This is a genomic window from Paraburkholderia tagetis, assembly GCF_022213065.1.
GTDB classification, from domain to species: domain Bacteria; phylum Pseudomonadota; class Gammaproteobacteria; order Burkholderiales; family Burkholderiaceae; genus Paraburkholderia; species Paraburkholderia tagetis.
In genome coordinates this window covers 1-15,190 of the sequence record NZ_JAKLJA010000038.1, presented here as the reverse complement: position 1 = coordinate 15,190, position 15,190 = coordinate 1, and the positions used below count along the sequence as shown (strand labels likewise).

At 64.8% G+C, this 15,190-nt stretch carries 17 protein-coding genes; 13 read left to right on the top strand and 4 right to left on the bottom strand.

Annotated elements, in window-relative coordinates; genetic code table 11:
* Positions 1-33: 33 nt before the first annotated feature.
* Positions 34-297, bottom strand: coding sequence for a hypothetical protein (locus L5014_RS30225; protein ID WP_238467466.1), 264 nt, complete (start codon positions 295-297; stop codon positions 34-36).
* Between the two features lie 44 nt (positions 298-341).
* Between L5014_RS30225 and L5014_RS30220 the strand changes: the two genes are divergently transcribed.
* The 7 genes from L5014_RS30220 to cysM all read left to right on the top strand — a co-directional run bounded on the left by L5014_RS30220 (position 342) and on the right by cysM (position 7,217).
* Entirely contained in the window at positions 342-635 is a 294-nt protein-coding gene (locus L5014_RS30220) for a lipopolysaccharide assembly protein LapA domain-containing protein (RefSeq protein WP_238467465.1), read from the top strand.
* 104 nt (positions 636-739) lie between these two features.
* Positions 740-1,915 carry a lipopolysaccharide assembly protein LapB gene (lapB, locus tag L5014_RS30215; RefSeq protein WP_238467464.1) on the top strand — a complete coding sequence of 392 codons (1,176 nt, stop codon included), beginning with the start codon at positions 740-742 and terminating at the stop codon, positions 1,913-1,915.
* 148 nt (positions 1,916-2,063) lie between these two features.
* Positions 2,064-3,470: a UDP-glucose dehydrogenase family protein gene (locus L5014_RS30210; RefSeq protein WP_238467463.1), complete on the top strand. Its 1,407-nt coding sequence runs from the start codon at positions 2,064-2,066 to the stop codon at positions 3,468-3,470.
* Entirely contained in the window at positions 3,433-4,425 is a 993-nt protein-coding gene (gene rfaE1 / locus L5014_RS30205; protein ID WP_420800166.1) for a D-glycero-beta-D-manno-heptose-7-phosphate kinase, read from the top strand. Before L5014_RS30210 ends, rfaE1 begins: the two co-directional genes overlap by 38 nt.
* Positions 4,426-4,538: 113 nt before the next feature.
* The gene (rfaD, locus tag L5014_RS30200; RefSeq protein WP_238467462.1) at positions 4,539-5,531 is read left to right on the top strand and encodes an ADP-glyceromanno-heptose 6-epimerase; all 993 of its coding nucleotides are present in this window, start codon (positions 4,539-4,541) and stop codon (positions 5,529-5,531) included.
* Between the two features lie 77 nt (positions 5,532-5,608).
* Positions 5,609-5,998, top strand: coding sequence for a ComEA family DNA-binding protein (locus tag L5014_RS30195; RefSeq protein WP_238467461.1), 390 nt, complete (start codon positions 5,609-5,611; stop codon positions 5,996-5,998).
* 316 nt (positions 5,999-6,314) lie between these two features.
* A complete protein-coding gene (gene cysM / locus L5014_RS30190; protein ID WP_238467460.1) occupies positions 6,315-7,217 on the top strand; it encodes a cysteine synthase CysM in 903 nt (300 codons plus the stop codon).
* A 167-nt stretch (positions 7,218-7,384) separates the two neighbouring features.
* Here the strand turns inward: cysM and mltB are convergent, their stop codons facing one another.
* Positions 7,385-8,656 (bottom strand): lytic murein transglycosylase B, encoded by a 1,272-nt coding sequence (gene mltB, locus L5014_RS30185; protein WP_238467459.1) that lies wholly within the window; start codon positions 8,654-8,656, stop codon positions 7,385-7,387.
* A gap of 272 nt (positions 8,657-8,928) precedes the next feature.
* Here mltB and L5014_RS30180 point away from each other — a divergent pair, with 272 nt between their 5' ends.
* Together L5014_RS30180 and L5014_RS30175 are read left to right on the top strand one after the other, a co-directional pair.
* Positions 8,929-9,855, top strand: coding sequence for a histone deacetylase family protein (locus L5014_RS30180; protein WP_238467458.1), 927 nt, complete (start codon positions 8,929-8,931; stop codon positions 9,853-9,855).
* Positions 9,856-9,874: 19 nt separating this feature from the next.
* Positions 9,875-10,690: an enoyl-CoA hydratase gene (locus tag L5014_RS30175; RefSeq protein ID WP_238467457.1), complete on the top strand. Its 816-nt coding sequence runs from the start codon at positions 9,875-9,877 to the stop codon at positions 10,688-10,690.
* A 143-nt stretch (positions 10,691-10,833) separates the two neighbouring features.
* On the opposite strand, the gene L5014_RS30170 is transcribed toward L5014_RS30175, so the two are convergent.
* Both L5014_RS30170 and L5014_RS30165 read right to left on the bottom strand, forming a co-directional pair.
* Positions 10,834-11,742, bottom strand: coding sequence for an alpha/beta hydrolase (locus L5014_RS30170; protein WP_338019356.1), 909 nt, complete (start codon positions 11,740-11,742; stop codon positions 10,834-10,836).
* Positions 11,743-11,901: 159 nt separating this feature from the next.
* Entirely contained in the window at positions 11,902-12,093 is a 192-nt protein-coding gene (locus L5014_RS30165) for a hypothetical protein (RefSeq protein ID WP_238467456.1), read from the bottom strand.
* On the opposite strand from L5014_RS30165, the gene L5014_RS30160 reads away from it, so the two are divergent.
* The 4 genes from L5014_RS30160 to L5014_RS30145 form a co-directional block, all read left to right on the top strand.
* Positions 12,092-13,126, top strand: a complete 1,035-nt coding sequence (locus L5014_RS30160; RefSeq protein ID WP_238467455.1) for a methionine ABC transporter ATP-binding protein — start codon at positions 12,092-12,094, stop codon at positions 13,124-13,126. The two genes, L5014_RS30165 and L5014_RS30160, sit on opposite strands and share 2 nt — an antisense overlap.
* Positions 13,116-13,769, top strand: a complete 654-nt coding sequence (locus L5014_RS30155; protein WP_238467454.1) for a methionine ABC transporter permease — start codon at positions 13,116-13,118, stop codon at positions 13,767-13,769. The genes L5014_RS30160 and L5014_RS30155 overlap by 11 nt, the downstream gene beginning before the upstream one ends.
* A gap of 62 nt (positions 13,770-13,831) precedes the next feature.
* On the top strand, positions 13,832-14,641 hold the full coding sequence (locus L5014_RS30150) for a MetQ/NlpA family ABC transporter substrate-binding protein (protein WP_238467453.1): 810 nt from the start codon (positions 13,832-13,834) through the stop codon (positions 14,639-14,641).
* 346 nt (positions 14,642-14,987) lie between these two features.
* A partial coding sequence (locus tag L5014_RS30145; RefSeq protein ID WP_420800165.1) for an electron transfer flavoprotein subunit beta/FixA family protein occupies positions 14,988-15,190 on the top strand: 203 nt, incomplete at its 3' end.

The following is a 15,190-nucleotide window of genomic DNA, read 5'->3' as shown; positions in this document are numbered from 1 at the left end:
CAGGGTATTCGCAGCGGTTGCAGCCGTTGGCGGTCAATGCCAGATGGCCAGTGCATGGACCGAAAGAAGCGCAGGGTTTTTCGAAACCCGGCGCTTTTTTTTCGTCCACGGTTTTTGGGAGGCGCTGGCTTTCCCCTGTACGGTCTTGCGAGCCTGCTGCCGGGCCGCCCGCCAGCTTGAGCGGCTTACGTAGCGTACATGGCTTATGCCGCTTGCGGCCTCGCGCGGGTGCCGGCGCGCGAGCCGTTCCATTACAATACGGGACACTTCGGCGCGGCCGATGCTGCGGCGCAGCAAGCGAACCGCGCCGGCGCTTTCCCGCAACTGCCAAGAGACTCTTCATGAGATTGATCGCCTGGGTGATCCGTGTGCTGGTGTTCGTGCTGCTGCTCGTACTCGCGCTGGCCAACACGCAAACTACGACGCTGAATTTTCTGGCCGGCTATGCGTGGCAGGCCCCGTTGATTCTGATCGGGCTGGCGTTCTTCGTCGTGGGGCTGCTGGCTGGTCTGCTTTCGGCGCTGCCCGCGATGTTCCGGCTGCGCATGGAGAACGGTCGCCTGAAGCGCGACCTGCGCACTGCCAAGGAAACGCCTGCGACGCCCGCAGAGCCGCCGCTGCCGCCGCTCATCTGAGCCGAATTGCCGTGCCGCGTGCCGTCGATCCCATATAGGTGCTTTCAGGCGCTGCATGGGTATCCGCGGCGCGCGGCCTGATTACCGTTCATACCATCGCTCGCATGGATCTCGATTTTTGGTGGCTGCTCGTCATTCCCGTCGCGTTTGCACTCGGCTGGATGGCGTCGCGCTACGACCTGAAGGCGCTGCTGTCCGAAAGCGCCAATCTGCCGCGTTCATATTTCCGCGGCCTGAACTTCCTGCTCAACGAGCAACCCGATAAGGCCATCGACGCTTTCATCGAGGTCGCCAAGCTCGACCCTGAAACCGTCGAGCTGCACTTCGCGCTCGGCAACCTGTTTCGCCGGCGCGGCGAAACCGATCGTGCGATCCGCGTGCACCAGAATCTGCTCTCGCGCTCGGACCTGCCCGTGAACGAGCGCGATCACGCGCTCTATGAGCTTGGCCAGGACTTCCTGAAAGCCGGCATGCTCGATCGCGCCGAAGAGACGTTCAGCATGCTCAAATCGGGTGACTACGCGCAGGGCGCGCAGCGCGCGCTGCTCACGATCTACGAGATCGAAAAGGACTGGAACCGCTCGATCGAGACGGCGCGTCTGCTCGAAACCATGGGTGCGCCGGAGCTTGGCCTCGAAATCGCGCAGTTCCACTGCGAACTCTCGCAGGAAGCGCTGCAGCGCAAGAACGCGGATGAGGCGCGGCGCCAGCTTGCACTCGCGCTCAAGGCCAACGAACAGAATGTGCGCGCGACGATACTCGCGGGCGACGTGGATGCCGCGAGCGGCGACTGGCAAGGTGCGCTCGCGCAGTGGAAGCGCGTCGAGGCGCAGAATCCCGCCTATCTGCCGCTGGTGGCCGAAAAGATGATGAAGGGCTACGAGGCGCTGGGCCGTGCGCAAGAAGGCGCGCAAGTGCTCACCGAATGGGTCGACCGCTATTCCTCGAACGATCTGCTCGACGTCGCGTATAAATACGTTGCCGAGCTGAGCGGCCCGGACGCGGCCCACGCGCTCGCTCGCACGCAGATGCAAAAATCGCCGAATCTCGCCGGCATGACGCGTCTGCTCGAAGCGCAGCAGGCTAGCGCCGAAGAGCCGCGGCGCGGCGAACTCGAACTCATGCGCAAGCTGATCCAGCAACGCACCAAGAATCTGCCACGTTACACCTGCCAGAACTGTGGCTTCCGGGCGCGCCTTTTCTATTGGCAGTGCCCCGGCTGCAGCGGCTGGGAAACCTATGCGCCGCGTCGCGTCGAGCCCATCCCTGCATCGGGCTGATGCGCGCGGCGCCCAGTCTGAAGGCGGCGCCCGTTCGCGGGCTTGCTCGCGCCTGCGCGGCTAGACGCCGGCGCGAGCGGGCGCGGCCTGTCGAGTGCGCATTGGCGCATATGCAACACCTATTTCCGAATCTGTCACCGGAGCGCGTATGAAAATCACCATTATCGGTACCGGCTATGTCGGCCTCGTCACTGGGGCGTGCCTTGCCGAAATCGGTCACGACGTGTTCTGCCTCGACGTCGATCAGCGCAAGATCGACATCTTGAACGGCGGCGGCGTGCCGATCCACGAACCGGGTCTGCTCGAGCTCATCCAGCGCAACCGCAAGGCGCGCCGCATCACGTTTTCCACTGACGTCGCCGCGAGCGTCGAGCACGGCGAAGTCCAGTTCATCGCCGTGGGCACGCCGCCCGACGAAGACGGCTCGGCGGACCTGCAGTACGTGCTCGAAGCCGCACGCAGCATCGGCCGCTACATGAACGGCTTCAAGGTGATCGTCGACAAGTCGACCGTGCCCGTGGGGACCGCCCAGCGCGTGCAGGGCGTGCTCGCCGAAGAGCTTGCCAGGCGTGGCCTTGGCAGCAGCAACCAGCACCGTTTCTCGGTGGTCTCGAACCCCGAGTTCCTGAAGGAGGGCGCAGCCGTCGACGACTTCATGCGCCCGGACCGCATCATCATCGGCCTCGACGACGACGCGAACGGCGAGCTGGCGCGCGAGAAGATGAAGCGCCTCTACGCCCCGTTCAACCGCAACCACGAACGCACGATCTACATGGACGTGCGCTCGGCCGAGTTCACGAAGTACGCGGCCAACGCCATGCTTGCCACGCGCATCTCGTTCATGAACGAGATGGCGAATCTCGCCGACCGCGTGGGCGCCGACATCGAGTCGGTGCGACGCGGCATCGGCTCCGATCCGCGCATCGGCTATCACTTCCTCTACGCGGGCTGCGGCTATGGCGGCTCGTGCTTCCCGAAGGACGTGCAGGCGCTGATCCGCACGGCCGCCGAGTCGGGCCAGAATCTGCGCATTCTGGAAGCGGTCGAGAACGTGAACTACGATCAGAAGGACGTGCTGGTGCAGAAGATCGTCAAATCGGTTGGCGATGACCTGACGGGCAAGCGCTTCGCGGTCTGGGGTCTCGCGTTCAAGCCGAATACCGACGACATGCGCGAAGCGCCGAGCCGCCGCCTGATCGCCGAGCTGCTCACGCGCGGCGCGACGGTCTCGGCCTACGATCCGGTCGCGACCGACGAAGCGCGGCGCGTGTTCGCGCTCGATCTCGCCAGCGTGCCGGACCAGCATGCGCGCCTCACGTTCGCGCTCAGCCAGGACGACACGCTCAAGGACGCGGATGCGCTCGTGATCGTCACCGAATGGACGGCATTCAAGGCCCCCGATTTCGAGTATCTGAAAGAGGCGCTGAAGGCGCCGCGTATTTTCGACGGACGCAATCTCTATGAGCCCGACGCGATGGCGGAGCTCGGCTTTGACTACCACTCGATTGGACGGCCCCATGTCAAACACGCAAGCGATGCAACCCCAGCAGCCTGAGAACGCGACGCTCGCGCCTGAGGTCACGATCGTGCCGCGCGAGAGGTTCGCGGCGTCGCGCGTGCTGGTGGTGGGCGACGTGATGCTCGACCGCTACTGGTTCGGCGACGTCAATCGCATCTCGCCGGAAGCGCCGGTGCCCGTGGTGCATGTGCAGCGCCAGGAAGACCGCCTGGGCGGCGCGGCCAACGTGGCGCGCAACGCGGCGGCGCTTGGCGCGACCGCTGGGCTTCTGTGCGTGGTGGGACATGACGAGCCGGGCGAGCGCATCGTCGAGCTGCTTGGCGAGAGCCATGTGAACGCGTATCTCGAGCGCGATCCCGCACTGCCTACGACGATCAAGCTGCGTGTGCTTTCGCGTCAGCAGCAACTGCTGCGCATGGATTTCGAGAAGTCGCCCACGCACGAGGCGCTGCTTGCGGGTCTCGCGCGCTTTGATGCGCTGCTGCCCGAGCACGACGTGATCCTCATGTCGGACTACGCGAAGGGCGGCCTCACGCATGTCACGCAGATGATCGCGAAGGCGCGCGCCGCGGGCAAATCCGTGCTGGTCGATCCGAAGGGCGATGACTGGGAGCGCTATCGCGGCGCGAGCATCATCACGCCGAACCGGGCAGAGTTGCGCGAAGTGGTGGGCAACTGGAAGTCCGAAGCGGATCTGCTCGCGCGCGTGACGAAGCTGCGCCACGAATTGCAGTTCGACGCGCTGCTGCTCACGCGCTCGGAGGAGGGTATGACGCTCTTTTCCGATGACGGCGTGCTGCACGCGCCGGCTGTCGCACGCGAAGTGTATGATGTGTCGGGTGCCGGCGACACCGTGATTGCAACCGTCGCGGCCACGCTGGGCGCGGGCCTTTCGCTCGTCGAGGCCGTCGCGCTCGCGAACCGCGCCGCCGGTATCGTGGTGGGCAAGCTCGGCACCGCCACCGTCGATTACGACGAACTCTTTCAATGACGTTCCGCGTGTGGCCGCGCCTGGCGAGCGCGGCCGCTCGACGGGCGCGGTGAGGCAGGGATTTCCGGAGAGTTTTCCCGGCCTCGCGTGAACCTCTTCACCGCAGAATTACCATGACCCTCATTGTGACCGGCGCGGCCGGCTTCATCGGCAGCAATATCGTCAAGGCGCTGAACGAACGCGGCGAAGACCGCATCATCGCCGTCGACAATCTCACCCGCGCGGACAAGTTCAAGAATCTCGTCGACTGCGAAATCGACGATTACATCGACAAGACCGAGTTCGTCGAGCGCTTTGCGCGCGGCGATTTCGGCAAAGTGCGCGCGGTGTTCCACGAAGGCGCCTGTTCGGACACCATGGAAACCGACGGCCGCTACATGATGGACAACAACTTCCGCTACAGCCGCGCGGTGCTCGACACCTGCCTCGCGCAGGGCACGCAGTTTCTGTATGCGTCGTCGGCGGCCATCTACGGCGGCTCGAGCCGTTTCGTCGAAGATCGCGAAGTGGAAGCACCGCTCAATGTCTACGGCTATTCGAAGTTCCTGTTCGACCAGGTGATCCGCCGCGTGCTGCCCACCGCGCAAAGCCAGATTGCGGGCTTTCGCTATTTCAACGTCTATGGGCAGCGCGAGACGCACAAAGGCCGCATGGCCTCGGTGGCGTTCCACAACTTCAACCAGTTCCGCGCTGAAGGCAAAGTGAAGCTGTTCGGCGAGTACAACGGCTATGCGCAGGGCGAGCAAACGCGCGACTTCGTTTCCGTTGAAGACGTCGTGAAGGTCAACCTGTTCTTCTTCGATCATCCCGGGAAGAGCGGCATCTTCAATCTCGGTAGCGGCCGCGCGCAACCGTTTAATGACATCGCGAGCACGGTGGTCAACACGCTGCGCGTCATGGACGGCAAGAGCGCGCTCACGCTCGAAGAGCAGGTGCAGCAGGGCCTCATCGAATACATCGCGTTCCCCGACGCGCTGCGCGGCAAGTACCAGTGCTTCACGCAGGCCGATCTCGCGAAGCTGCGCGCAGCGGGCTACGACGCACCGTTCCTGACGGTGCAAGAAGGCGTCGACCGCTACGTGCGTTGGCTGTCTGGCCAGGTGTAAGCGAAAGCCGCGTCTCCCTAAACTGGACTCTCCTCGCCGGCGATGGTCGCCGGCGTTGGCATCAACGGAGATCCAGCATGATCAAGAAATTGCTCGCCACGGTAGCGCTCGTTGCCGCATTCGGCCAGGTGTTCGCGGCCGTGGACGTCAACTCGGCCAACGAGGACGCTCTACGCGGTATCAAGGGCATCGGGCCCGCGCGCGCCAAGGCCATTCTCGACGAGCGCAGCGCGCACGGGCCGTACAAGGACGCGTCCGATCTCGGCAAGCGCGTCAAGGGCCTTGGTGGTCACACCGTTGAACGTTTGCAGGCCGAAGGATTGGCGGTCGGGCCTGCGAATGCGCAAGCGGCTCAAGGAACGCAGGGGACGCAGGTGGCCCAGGCGACGCAGGCCGGCGCGAAGGCCGCTCCCGCGAAGACTGGAGCCGCGCAGCCGCAAGCGGCAACGGTGGCCGTCAAGAAGTAGCGCCTGCCGCTTTCTCGTGTTGCGCGACATCCGTGCAACCGTCCGGGGCGGCTCGCAGGCGGCGGTTGCACGGTTTCCCGCAAGTCGCCGGGCCCGTCTCCTTCGGGCGTCGCTCCGGCGGATTGCCCGCGGCCCGCGCCGCGGGCTTTTCGCGCCGCTGCTGCGCTCGCGTCGGAGCGGAACGGCCCGCGCGGGTGCCGGGTGACATCCCTTACGCCTTCAGGGCTCCCCTGCGCGGGGTGGCTGCGTGGTTTAGAATCGAAAAATTACCGAAATTCGCCAGACCGGCGCCAGACCGCCCAGACCGCCATTACCTATGCCATACAAGACCATTGAAGACACGATCGGCAATACGCCGCTCGTGCAACTCGTCCGCCTGTCCGACGACGAGATTCGCGCTCGCAACAACGTCGTGCTGGCCAAGCTGGAAGGCAATAATCCGGCGGGCTCGGTCAAGGACCGGCCGGCGCTTTCGATGATCCGCAAGGCTGAAGAGCGCGGCCGCATCAAGCCGGGCGACACGCTCATCGAGGCCACGAGCGGCAATACCGGTATCGCGCTGGCCATGGCCGCGGCGATTCGCGGCTACAAGATGGTGCTGATCATGCCCGAGGACTTGTCCATCGAGCGCCGCCAGAGCATGGCCGCCTATGGCGCCGAAATCATGCTCACGCCGGTGAAGGGCGGTATGGAATATGCCCGCGACCTCGCCGAACAGATGCAGCGCGACGGCAAGGGCATCATCCTCGATCAGTTCGGCAATCCCGACAATCCGCTTGCGCATTACGAGGGCACCGGCCCGGAAATCTGGCGTGAGACCGAAGGGCGTATCACGCACTTCGTTTCGTCGATGGGCACGACGGGCACGATCATGGGCACGTCGCATTACCTGAAAGAGCAGAATCCGGCGATCGAGATCATCGGCGCTCAGCCGGAAGACGGCTCGCGCATTCCCGGCATCCGCAAATGGCCTGAAGCCTATATGCCGAAAATCTTCGACCGCAGCCGTGTGGATCGCACCGAAAACGTGAGCCAGGCCGCCGCCGAAGAGATGTCTCGCCGTCTGGCCTCGGTGGAAGGCATTTTCGCGGGGATTTCGTCGGGCGGCGCGTGCGAGGTGGCTTTGCGTATCGCGCGTCAGGTCGAGAATGCGACGATCGTGTTCATCGTCTGCGATCGCGGCGACCGCTATCTGTCGACCGGAGTGTTTCCGGCCTGATCGCCACCAGACCGCTGCGCTGGCGCGAATCCGGCGCCTGAATTGAAACGGGCGAGGTGTCTCTCGAGAGACACCCCGCCCGTTGTGCTATCCGGCGATGCCTGATGTGTTAGTGGCGCTTATTTTGTCGCCTGGTTGGATGCCTGGTTGGACGCCTGGTTAGTCGCTTATTGCCGCTGCGCCGACTGTGCGCCACCCGTCGCGATCATCTGCGCCTTCACGCGCTGGCCCAATTGGTAGACCGCGAGCGCGTAGAAGAAGCTGCGGTTGTAGCGCGTGAGCACGTAGAAGTTTTTCAGCCCGAGCTTGTACTCGGTCGCGCGGCCCGGCGTGGGCAGGTCGACGACCGTGACCGGCGTGCCGCCTTCGGTGGCCAGATCCACGTTCGGCTCGTTCAGGGCGAGCCCCGAGCGCAGCAATTGCGCGAGCGGCAAGTGTGGCTCGGGCTTGCCGTCGGCGGCGGCCTGCGCGATGCCCTGGCTGCCTGGGTCGCTCGCGATGTTCCACACCACGGGGCGGCCCGGCTCCCAACCGTTTTGCTTCAGATAGTTCGCGACGCTGCCGATCGCGTCGGCGGGGCTATTACGCAGGTCGATATGATGATTGCCCTCGTAATCGACGGCATATTGCGCGATGCTGCTCGGCAGGAATTGCGGAATGCCGATTGCGCCCGTGTACGAGCCGAGCACCGAACTGGGATCGACCTGCTGGTCGCGCGTCCACACCAGATAGTCTTCGAGGTTCTTGCGGAACGTCGCCATGCGGTCCGCGCGATTGGCCGTGTCCGGGTAATCGAAGGCGAGCGTGGTGAGCGCGTCGAGCACGCGGAAGTTGCCCATATAGCGCCCGTAAATCGTCTCCACGCCGATGATGCCGACGATCACCTCGGGCGGCACGCCGAACTCGTCGGCCGCGCGCTGCAGCGTGGCCTGGTTCGCGCGCCAGAAGCGCACGCCCGCGTTGATGCGCACCGTGTCGAGAAAGCGAGCCTGATAGACACGCCAGTTCTTCGCGCTCGGCGTGGGCGAGGGGGTGACGAGCTTCACCGCCGTGGCCGAATAGCTCACGGTCGAGAACAGCGCGTGCAATGCGTCGGAATTGAAGTCGTAGCGCGCGACCATGTCGTTGATGAAGGTGTCGACATTGGCGTTGTTCGCGTAGCGCTGCGGGACGATTTCCTCTTCGAACGTCTGGCCTTGCGTGGCGGCTGGCGGCGTCGTCTGGGCGGGTGCCGGGGGCTTCTGATTCGCGCCCGGCGTGGCCTGTCCCGCGGATTGCGTCGTTTGGGCCGGATGCGTCGTTTGTGTCGACTTCGTCGATTGCGACTGCTCGGCGCATGCCGACAGCACCGCCGCAGCGCAAAGCGCGAGGGCGAAAGACTTGATGCGCGGTTGGCTGAAGGCGGGTGAAACAGACGGGTGCGCGGGCTTTTGCGTCATGGCAGGCGGACGGTTTAGAACGAGAGGACGTGATCCGGCGCAGTATACCCGAGCGCTCCGCGCCGAAAGGCCCCGGCGTGTGCGGCTGGACATGCGCGCACGTGGGCTCGCGGGTGAAGTGCGAAGGGCCTGTGGTAACGTGACGACTGTCCGCGCTCGAACGCGGGCCGCGTGACTGTTGCAAATTCCTGCGCGGCAAACCCGACGAAAGAACTGATGGAGACCCGCAGCGCGCCCCCGAGTGCAGGCTCGAGTGCACGGTGCTACGAGACATGACGACCGGCTTTTTCTCGCATCCCGACTGTCTGCTGCATGAAATGGGCGAGTGGCATCCCGAATGCCCCGCGCGCCTGCAGGCGATCGAAGACCAGCTCATTGCAGGCCGCATCGACGCACTGATCGAGCGCGACGACTCCGCGCCGCTCGTCGAAGAAGCCGCGCTCCTGCGCGTGCACACCCAGGCGCACATCGACTATTTGCGCCAGCTCTCGCCGCAGGAAGGCTACGCGCCGATCGACCCCGACACGTCGATGAACCCGCACACGTGGCAGGCCGCATTGCGCGCGGCGGGCGCCGCCGTCGCCGCGACCGACGCCGTGATCGCGGGCCGCTATGAAAACGCGTTTTGCAGCGTGCGCCCGCCCGGCCACCACGCCGAGCCCGCGCGCGCGATGGGCTTTTGCTTCTTCAACAATGTCGCGGTGGCGGCGCGCCATGCGCTCGACGTGCATGGTCTCTCGCGCGTCGCGATCGTCGACTTTGATGTGCATCATGGCAACGGCACGGAAGCCGCTTTTACGGGCGATTCGCGCGTGCTCATGTGCAGCATCTTCCAGCACCCGTTCTATCCGTTCTCGGGCGCGGACAATCAGGCGCCGAACATGGTCAATGTACCGATGCCGGCGCGCACCAGGGGCATGGAAGTGCGCGAGGCGATCGACATCATGTGGCTGCCGCGCCTGCACGAGTTCAAGCCGGAGATGGTGTTCGTCTCGGCGGGGTTCGATGCGCATCGCGAGGACGATCTCGGCAACATGGGCCTCGTCGAGGACGATTATGCGTGGATCACCGAGCAGGTCCGCGAGGTCGCGAAGCGCCACGCGAAAGGGCGCATCGTGAGCTGTCTCGAAGGCGGTTACAACCTGTCGGCGCTCGGGCGCAGTGTGGTGGCGCATCTGCGTGCGCTGGCCGATATCTGATTAGAAGGAGCCGTGCACCATGAGTACCGCAGCCGTTCCGCCTTCGTCGTCTTCTGCCGATGCCGCGTCGCTCGTCGACGTCGCGCACGATGCGTATGGCGTGCCCGGCGTCGTGCGTCTCACGCTGAACCGGCCCGACGCGTTCAATGCGCTTTCCGAAGCGCTCACCGACGCGTTGCAGACGGAACTGGCCGCGATTGCGAAATCGGACGCGCGCGTCGTGGTGATTGCGGCGGCGGGCCGCGCGTTCTGCGCCGGTCACGATCTCAGGGAAATGCGCGCGGCGCCTTCGCTCGATTACTACAAGCGGCTCTTCGCGCGCTGCTCGAAGATGATGCTCGCCATCCAGACGATGCCGCAGCCCGTGATCGCGCGCGTGCAGGGCGTGGCGACGGCGGCAGGCTGCCAGCTCGTCGCGATGTGCGATCTCGCGGTGGCCGCCGAGTCGGCGCGTTTTGCGGTTTCGGGCATCAACCTCGGGTTGTTCTGCTCGACGCCGGCGGTGCCGCTCACGCGCAACGTCTCGCGCAAGGCGGCGTTCGAGATGCTGATGACGGGCGAATTCATCGATGCGCAGAAGGCGTTGCATGAGGGGCTCGTGAACCGCGTCGTCGCTGCGGAGGAGCTCGATGCCGCCGTGACTGCGCTCGCCGCGAGCATCTGCGCGAAGCCGCGCGAGGCGGTGGCGGCCGGCAAGGGACTGTTTTACCGGCAGCTCGAGATGGGCGTCGAGGCCGCGTATCAGCTGGCTGGGCAGACCATGGCCTGCAACATGATGACCGACCCGGCGCTTGATGGCGTGCAGGCGTTCATCGAGAAACGTCCGGGCAAATAAGTGGTACTGAAGCGGCACTGAAGCCGCACTGGCCGGGGAGTCCCGCCAGTCTTTCGTCGCTGTTTCGCGGCTCAGCGGGTTTTCCGCCAGTCGGCTAGCGACCGGAGTGAGCGCTTTAGCACCTGCTCCGGTCCCACGCAAAGCTAGTGGCGGCCGATCCAGTCCAGCATCGCACCGATCACGCGCTCGCGGTCGAGATCGTTGAGCGTCTCGTGATAACTGCCTTCATAGAGCGTGAGAGTCCGGTCGGGCGATCCCACATGCGCGCCGAACGCGCGGCTGCCTTCGGGCTCGGTGAGCTTGTCCTCGGTGCCGTGCCAGATCAGCACCGGCATGCGTAATTGGGCACGCCCAGCCTCGATACGCTTCATTGCGTCAAGCAACTCCGCGCCCGTGCGCGCGGGAATCGCGCCGTGGTGAACCAGCGGATCGGCCCGGTTTGCCTCGACCACGGCGGCGTCGCGCGCGAGCAGGCCCGCGTCGATCTTCATGGCGGGAAAGCGCGGCCAGACCGCGCTCATCACGCGGCTCGCGGCGATCATCCAGTGCGGCACGTCGCGGCCGGGCGCCAGCGCGGCGCTCGAAAGCAGCAGGCCCGCGAACGCCACGTCCGTGTTCGGCGCGCGCTCGATCGCGTAGAGCGCGGCGATCGCGCCACCCATGCTGTGGCCCATCAGAAAGAGCGGCGTCTTGCGCGCGCGGCATTGTGCGGCCGCATGCTCGACGAGCGCCTGTGCATCGTCGAGATAGTCGTCGAAGTGGGGGACCCATGCGCGGCGTCCATCCGCGTGCCCGTGTCCACGCAGATCGATCGCATAAACGTCGATGCCAGCCGCGTTCAGGCGTGCCGCGAGCGCTGCGTAACGGCCCGCGTGCTCGGCGAGGCCATGCAAGAGGGCGACAGCCGCGCGTGGCTCGTCGCTCATGGCGTACCAGGCGTACAGCGGCAACCCGGTGCCGTCGCGGGCGCGCAGCGTCGTGCGTTGCGGCGCTGCGCCCGCGGTCGGTGCCGATGCCGCGCGTGCCGCATCCTGCGGCGGGGTCGTCTCCATCGCTTGCTGCTCCCTGGCTATTCGTTATATGCGTCGTATGGCGCTACGGGACCATTCGGGACCATTCGGGACCATTCGGGACCATTGAGGACCGAAGGACCTGAGCGCGGTCGGCAGAGGGTAGCACCCGTTACGGCGCGCGAACGCAGCGAAACCCCTCTAATGATTTCGGGTTATGAAAATATCGGAAATGATTATTAATAGGAATTTACCCGCCAGGGTAAAATGCCGAGCTTGATTCCAGTCCAGCAAGCGGCGGCTGTCTGCCGGCGCGACGCGTCTTGTGCGATTGAAAGATCGCGGCACAGGCAACGCGGCGCGCGGCGCACCCGCCGTTTCGTTTTTTTTCATGATCGAAATTCGAAACGTTTCCCAGCGCTTCGCCGGCCCACAAGGTTGGATCGAGGCGCTGCACAACGTCAATCTGACGATTCCGCCGGGGGAAGTGTTCGGCATCATTGGGCGCAGCGGGGCGGGCAAGAGCACGCTCGTGCGCACCATCAATCTGCTCACGCGGCCCACCGAAGGCGACATCGTCGTCAACGGGCGCACGCTCACGTCGCTCTCGAGCGCCAACCTGCGCGAGGCGCGCCGCGAGATCGGCATGATCTTCCAGCACTTCAACCTGCTCTCGTCGCGCACGGTGTTCGACAACGTCGCGCTGCCGCTAGAGCTTGCGGGTATGAAGCGTCCGCAGATCGAGGAGACGGTGCTGCCGCTGCTCGAGCTCGTCGGCCTCGCCGCGCAGAAAGACCGCTACCCGTCGCAGATCAGCGGCGGCCAGAAGCAGCGCGTGGGCATCGCGCGCGCGCTCGCGAGCAAGCCGAAAGTGCTGCTCTCGGACGAGGCGACCTCCGCGCTCGACCCGGAAACCACGCGCGCCATTCTCGACCTGCTGCGCAAGATCAATCGCGAGCTGAATCTGACCGTCGTGATGATCACGCACCAGATGGAGGTGATCAAACAGGTCTGCGACCGTGTGGCCGTGCTCGACGCAGGCCGTGTCGTGGAAACCGGCCCGGTCATCGACGTGTTCCTGCAGCCGCGCCACGAAGTCACGCGCGCGCTGCTCGGCGACGTGATCGCTCAAGAACTGCCGCCCGCGCTCAAGGCCCGCGTGGCCGAACGGCTCGCGAAGGGCAATGGGCACTTGCTGCGTCTCGCCTTCACGGGCACGGGCGTCGATCAGCCGGTGCTCTCGGAGACAATCCGTCGCTTCGAGCTCGATTTCAACATCCTGCATGGCCAGATCGACGAAATCCAGGGCCAGGCGTTCGGCTCGCTCGCGGTGCTCGCGGGCGGCGATCCGGTGAAAGTGGTGCAGGCAATTGCGTGGCTGCGCGAACAGGGCGTGGTGGTGGAGGAGCTGTCCCATGTGGAGTGAAATGTTCGACATGTTCGTCCAGTCGTTCTGGGAAACGCTCGTCATGGTAGGCATTTCCGGCGTGGTGGGCGCGGCTATCGGCTTGCCGCTGGGCGTGCTGCTCTATCTGACCGACCGCGAAGGCGTGCTGCAGAACATCGCCGTCAATCGCGTGATGGGCGTGATCGTCAACGCCGTGCGCTCGACGCCGTTCATCATCCTGCTCGTCGCCGTGATTCCGTTCACGCGCGTCGTGGTGGGTTCGTCGATCGGCACCGCGGCCGCCATCGTGCCGCTCACGATTTCCGCTGCGCCGTTCATCGCGCGTCTCGTGGAAACCGCGCTGCGCGAAGTCGACCGCGGCCTCATCGAAGCCGCGCTGGCCATGGGCGCGAGCACGCGCCAGATCGTCTTCAAGGTGCTGCTGCCCGAGTCGCTGCCGGGCGTGGTGGCCGGCTTGACCATCACGTTCATCTCGCTCGTCGGCTATTCGGCGATGGCGGGGGCGATCGGCGGCGGTGGTCTCGGCGATCTGGGCATCCGCTACGGCTATCAGCGCTTCGAGCCCGAAGTCATGCTGATCGTCGTCGTGATCCTGATCGTGTTCGTGCAGCTCGTGCAGTCGTTCGGCGACTGGCTCGTGCGGCGCCTGAGCCATAAATAAGCGGCTGGCAAGGCTCGCCAGGCAGTTCTTCGACCACTCTCACTCAGGACAAAGGTTTGGGTATGCAACGTCGTTTCATGATCCGGCTGGCGGCTGCGCTCGGTGCGGCTTCGATCGTCGTACCGCTTTGCGCTCCGCTCGCGGCGCACGCCGACGAGACCATCAAGGTGGGTGTGACAGGCGGCCCGCACGAGCAGGTGATGGAAGTGGTCAAGCAGGTCGCGGCGAAGAACGGTCTCACGATCAAGATCGTCGAGTTTTCCGACTATGTGCAGCCGAACGCGGCGCTCGCGGGCGGCGACCTCGATGCGAACAGCTATCAGCACGAGCCGTATCTCGACGCGCAGGTGAAGGATCGCGGCTACAAGCTGGTCAAGCTCGCCGACACGGTCACGTTTCCGATGGGCATCTACTCGAAGAAGGTCAAGACGCTCGCCGAGCTCAAGCCGGGTGCGCGCATTGCGGTTCCCAATGATCCGACGAACGGCGGCCGCGCGTTGCTGCTGCTGGAGAAGCAGGGTCTCATTCAGCTGCGCGCCGATGCCGGCCTGAAGGCAACGCCGCGCGACATCGTGGGAAATCCGCGCAGGCTGAAGATCGTCGAGCTCGACGCGGCGCAGATTCCGCGCTCGCTCGACGACGTGGATGCCGCGGCGATCAACACGAACTTCGCGATGGAAGCGGGGCTCAAGCCGAAGCAGGATGCGATTGCGATCGAGGACCCGAAGGGGCCTTACGTGAACATCATCGCGATTCGCGCGGCCGACCGTAACAAACCGTGGGTGGCCAAACTGGTGGCGGCGTATCACTCGCCGGAGGTGAAGCAGTACGTCGAGCAGAAGTTCGGTGGGGCTGTGATCTCGTCATGGTGAGCCTCGTTCCGGTGGGTGAGGGCTTGGCGTCAGAATAGGTAGAGCGTTCGGTCGGAGAAACCCGGGCTTGATACCCGGGTTTTTTCCGACATAAAATCGCACGATCGTTCGCAACTGATGGCCGCCTTGCATGGGGCCAGAGCAAGGCGCTCGGCATAGGGGCGGGTGTGAGGCACTCGCGCCGGCCGGCAGCCAAAGCGCCAACTCTGGTCATACAGGGGTAGGACCGAGGTATTTGGGGCAGAAGCGAACCGTGCGGGAAATGTGCTGGTGGGTGGGTGCGAGCGGGAACGCTATCGCTATAATGTCCGCCAGGTTGACGTATTCGTAACTTCGGAGCATGTGAATGAAAGTCCTTGTGCCAGTCAAGCGCGTAGTCGATTACAACGTCAAGGTTCGTGTGAAGTCGGATGGCACGGGCGTCGACATCGCCAACGTGAAGATGTCGATGAACCCGTTCGACGAAATCGCCGTGGAAGAAGCGGTTCGTCTGAAGGAAGCCGGCGTGGCGACGGAAGTCATCGCCGTGTCGTGCGGCGTCACGCAGGC